Source organism: Sulfitobacter sp. HI0040, from assembly GCF_001634885.1.
Taxonomy (GTDB): domain Bacteria; phylum Pseudomonadota; class Alphaproteobacteria; order Rhodobacterales; family Rhodobacteraceae; genus Sulfitobacter.
In genome coordinates, this window is record NZ_LWEX01000201.1 from 1 (window position 1) to 4,708 (window position 4,708).

The following is a 4,708-nucleotide window of genomic DNA, read 5'->3' on the forward strand; positions in this document are numbered from 1 at the left end:
GTCGAGACGCATCTGACCCTGCAGCTGATCGACGACAGCTATAACGCGAACCCGACCTCCATGGCGGCAGCACTGGACGTGCTGGCCGGGACGGAGCCCGCCGACGGGATCGGACGGGTCGCACGGGGGCGGCGGATCGCCTTTCTGGGTGACATGAAGGAGTTGGGGCCCGATGCCGTGGCGCTGCACGCGGGGCTCGCGTATCTCGATGCCACCGCCAGACTAGACGTGATCCACTGCGTAGGGCCGCTGATGAAGGCGCTGTACGATCTGCTGCCGGAACAACTGCGCGGCGATTGGACGGAGAGCGCCGAGGAAATGGCCGACGGTATTCGCGGGCGTCTCGACGCCGGCGATGTTGTGCTCGCCAAGGGCTCGCTCAGCATGAAACTGGGGCTTGTCGTTGACGCGATCCGCAAAATGGGCCATCCGGTCGACACCGCTGAGACCCCCAGATCTTGAGTAAGGACTCCCCTGAATGCTCTATTGGTTGACCCTGCTGTCGGATGGTGGCGATTTTTTCAATCTTTTTCGCTACATCACCTTCCGGGCTGGGGGCGCATTCTTTACCGCGCTGATCTTTGGATTCCTGTTCGGCAGGCCGCTGATCAACGTGCTGCGCAAATCGCAGGGCAAGGGGCAGCCCATCCGCGACGACGGCCCGGAAGGGCATTTCGTCAAGGCCGGCACGCCGACCATGGGCGGGCTGCTTATTGTGGGGGCGCTGCTGACCTCCACCCTGCTCTGGGCGCGGCTCGACAACGGTTTCGTCTGGATCACCCTCTTCGTGACCATGTCCTTCGCAGCCATCGGTTTTGCCGATGATTATGCCAAGGTCAGCAAGCAGAACGTGAACGGCGTTTCGGGCAAGCTGCGGCTCGCGATCGGCTTTACCATCGCGGGCATCGCGGCCTTCTGGGCGGCCCAGTTGCACCCGGACGCCCTGCGCTATCAACTCGCTCTGCCGGTCTTCAAGGATACGTTGATCAACCTCGGTATCTTCTTTGTCCCCTTCGCAATGTTCGTCATCGTCGGCGCGGCCAATGCGGTGAACCTGACAGACGGGCTGGACGGATTGGCCATCATGCCGGTGATGATCGCCGCAGGCGCGCTGGGCGTGATCGCCTATGCGGTGGGGCGGGTCGACTTCACCGAATACCTCGATGTGCACTACGTCCCGGGAACGGGGGAGATCTTCATCTTCACCGCCGGCCTTTTCGGGGGCGGGTTGGGCTTTTTGTGGTACAACGCACCGCCCGCTGCCGTCTTCATGGGCGACACCGGCTCACTGGCGTTGGGCGGCGCGCTGGGCGCCATCGCGGTGGGCACCAAGCACGAACTGGTGCTGGCGGTGGTGGGCGGTCTTTTCGTGGTGGAGGCGCTGTCGGTCATCATCCAGGTGCTCTACTTCAAGCGTACCGGCAAGCGGGTCTTCCTGATGGCGCCCATCCATCATCATTATGAAAAGAAGGGATGGGCGGAGCCGCAGATCGTGATCCGGTTCTGGATCATCTCGCTCATCCTCGCGATGATCGGATTGGCGACGCTGAAGGTGCGTTAAGGCAGGGCGGCCCGTGGGCGAGGGGCCAGCCCCTCGCGCTCCCCGGGATTTGACGCCATTTGGAAGGAAGCGGTGGGTCAGAACACAGACCAGTCCATCTGCCGGGTCAACTGAGCCAACGCTTCGGTGCCCATGGCGGAATTGCCATAGCGGTTGAGGCCGGGCGACCAGACAGCGATGCTGGCGCGGTTCGGCACGATGGCGAGGATGCCGCCCCCCACGCCCGATTTTCCGGGCAGACCCACCCGATAGGCGAAATCGCCCGAACCGTCGTAGTGGCCACAGGTCATCATCAGCGCGTTGAGGCGGCGGATCCGGCTGGGGGCGACCAGCCGGGGTAGGCCCGGTGCATCCACCAGAAAGCGGCCCGCCATGGCGAGATCCCGCACCGTCATCTCCAGCGCGCAATGGTGGAAATAGGTGCCCAGCGTCAGTTCCGGCGCGTTCTTGAGGTTGTCGAAGGACGCGAGGAAATGGGCAAGGGCGAAGTTACGGTGCCCGAAGGCGGTTTCCGAGGCGGCGACAGCCTCGTTGATATGGATATTGTCGTTGCCGGCGGCATTGCGGACGAATTGCACGATCTCGGCCAGGGCTTCGCGCGGGGGGCGGCTGCCCAGCACCTCGTCCGTGGTGACGATGGCGCCCGCGTTGATGAAGGGGTTGCGGGGGCGGCCCTGTTCCTGCTCGAGCTGGACGATCGAATTGAAGGCCCGACCGGAAGGTTCCCGGCCCACCCTGTGCCAGAGCTGATCGCCCGACCGGCCGAGCGCTATGGCTAGGGTGAAGACCTTGGTGATCGACTGGACGGAAAACGGCGTCTGCGCATCGCCCGCTTCATACACGCTGCCGTCCGCCAGCACGACGGCGATGCCGAACTGGCGTGGATCGATACCCGCCAGTTCCGGGATATAGGAAGCCACCGCGCCCCAGTCGTCGCGCTGCCGGACCTCATCGGTCAGCTTGGACAACGTGGCGGCAAGATTCGGCATTTGGCTTCGCTCCTGTCTGTGATAGGGGCGCTTTGGGCATATTTTACGTGAAACGGCAAGCAGGCCGTCGGGCGGAACGGAGGGGTGCGATGATTCCCGTACAGGGTTTGGAAGGCGCGCGGGTCGCGGTTCTCGGGTTGGGCCGGTCGGGGCTGAGCACGGCGCGGGCGCTGGCCGCCGGGGGCGCGAAACCGCTCTGCTGGGATGACAATCCCGCCGCACGCGCCCGCGCCGAGGCGGAGGGGCTGACCTGTCGCGACCTGCACGAGGCGGGCGTTTTCGACAAGGTCGCGCGCCTGATCGTGAGCCCGGGCATCCCGCATCTTTACCCCGCGCCGAACCCGGTGATCGCGGCGGCGCAGGAAGCGGGCGTGCCGGTGGACAATGACATCGGCCTGTTCTTCCAGAGCTTCGCCACCCTTGCATGGGACAATTACGACCAGGCCCCGCGGGTCGTGGCCGTGACCGGATCGAACGGCAAGTCGACGACCAGCGCGCTCATCCATCACATCATGACGCAGGTGGGACGGCCCTGCCAGCTTGCGGGGAACATCGGGCGCGGGGTGCTGGACCTTGACCCCGCGATCGACGGAGAGATCGTGGTGCTGGAACTGTCGAGCTACCAGACCGAACTCGCCCGGGCGCTGACGCCTGACATCGCCGTCTTCACCAACCTCAGCCCTGACCATCTGGATCGGCACGGTGGAATGGGGGGCTATTTCGCGGCCAAGCGCCGGCTTTTCGCCGAAGGCGGCCCGGACCGGGCGGTGGTCGGCGTCGACGAGGCGGAGGGGCGGTTTCTGGCCGGGCAGCTTGCGGAAGGGCCGGGCGACGACCGGGTGATCCGCATATCGGTGGAGCGGAAGCTGACGACGCCGGGGTGGCACGTCTGGGCGCGCAAGGGGTTCCTTTCGGAGTATCGGCGCGGCAAGCAGGTCGGTTCCATCGACCTGCGCGCGATCGCGGGTCTGCCGGGGGCGCATAACCATCAGAACGCCTGCGCCGCCTATGCCGCCTGCCGGGCCATCGGATTGGCCCCCAAGGTGATCGAGGCGGCCTTCCACAGTTTCGGCGGTCTGCCGCATCGCTCACAGACCGTGGCGGAGGTGGACGGGGTCCGCTACGTCAACGACAGCAAGGCGACCAACGTCGATTCCGCTGCCAAGGCCTTGCAAGCGTTCTCGAACATCCGCTGGATTTGCGGCGGCCTGGAAAAGGAGGGCGGCCTTTCGGCGCTTTCGCAGGCGACGGGCGAGGTGCGCAAGGCTTACGTCATCGGGCGCGAGGCCGCCCAGTTTGCCATGCAGTTGCAGGTGGAGGCGGAGATCTGCGGCACGATGGAACGCGCCGTCGCCCGTGCGGCGGAAGATGCCGAAGCGGGCGACGTGGTGCTGCTGGCACCGGCGGCGGCCAGTTTCGATCAATACGACAGTTTCGAACGGCGGGGCGAGGATTTCGTGGCGCAGGTGCAGAAACTGGCCGGCGAGGGCGCTTAGGCGGTCTTGCGGCCCGATTGCTGCGCGATGGCGCGGGCCGCCGCCATGCCGGACGACCAGGCCCACTGAAAGTTGTATCCGCCCAGCCAGCCGGTGACGTCGACCGCTTCGCCGATGAAATAGAGGCCGGGGCAATTCGCCGCCTCCATGCTGCGGGAGGACAGGCCGCCCGTATCGACACCGCCCAGCGTGACTTCCGCGGTGCGGTAACCTTCTGTGCCGGAAGGCTGCAGCGTCCAGCCCCGCAGATCGTCCGTCAGCCCTTGCAGGCGCGCGTCCGACCAGTCGGCAAGGTTGCCGGACAGGTCCCGTTGCGCTTCGAGGTGATCGACCAGCCGCGCGGGCAGGTGGCGGGACAGTTCCGTCGTCAGGTTGCGGCGACCCCCGGCCTGCCGCTGCGTCCGCAGCGCCTCCAGCAGGGTCCCCGCGGGGTCGAGATCGAGCGATAGCGCGTCACCCTCTTCCCAGTAGGAGGAGATCTGCAGGGAAGCGGGGCCGGAAAGGCCGCGATGGGTGAAAAGGATCGCTTCGTCAAAGGCGGTGCCGTTCGCCATGGCCCGGGCGGGCAGGGCCACGCCCGAGAGCGGCGCGAAACGCCCGTCGGTGAAGGTGAAGGGCACGAGGCCCGCGCGGGTCGGCGTCACGGCGAGGCCGAAGCGCGC

General features: G+C 66.1%; 5 protein-coding genes. 3 read left to right on the top strand and 2 right to left on the bottom strand.

Translation table 11 applies throughout. The features are described from left to right. Nucleotides 1-462, top strand: a 462-nt coding sequence (locus A3728_RS12050) for a glutamate ligase domain-containing protein (RefSeq protein ID WP_330220273.1), incomplete at its 5' end; no start/stop codon positions are given. A gap of 16 nt (nt 463-478) precedes the next feature. Beyond that, a complete protein-coding gene (gene mraY, locus A3728_RS12055) occupies nt 479-1,561 on the top strand; it encodes a phospho-N-acetylmuramoyl-pentapeptide-transferase (RefSeq protein ID WP_067923912.1) in 1,083 nt (360 codons plus the stop codon). A 77-nt stretch (nt 1,562-1,638) separates the two neighbouring features. On the opposite strand, the gene A3728_RS12060 is transcribed toward mraY, so the two are convergent. After that, nucleotides 1,639-2,550, bottom strand: a complete 912-nt coding sequence (locus A3728_RS12060) for a glutaminase (protein WP_067923915.1) — start codon at nt 2,548-2,550, stop codon at nt 1,639-1,641. An 89-nt stretch (nt 2,551-2,639) separates the two neighbouring features. On the opposite strand from A3728_RS12060, the gene murD reads away from it, so the two are divergent. Beyond that, the gene (gene murD / locus A3728_RS12065) at nt 2,640-4,046 is read left to right on the top strand and encodes a UDP-N-acetylmuramoyl-L-alanine--D-glutamate ligase (RefSeq protein WP_067923918.1); all 1,407 of its coding nucleotides are present in this window, start codon (nt 2,640-2,642) and stop codon (nt 4,044-4,046) included. Here the strand turns inward: murD and A3728_RS12070 are convergent. After that, on the bottom strand, nt 4,043-4,708 hold a 666-nt coding region (locus A3728_RS12070; protein WP_201722317.1), incomplete at its 5' end, for an NAD(P)/FAD-dependent oxidoreductase. The two genes, murD and A3728_RS12070, sit on opposite strands and share 4 nt — an antisense overlap.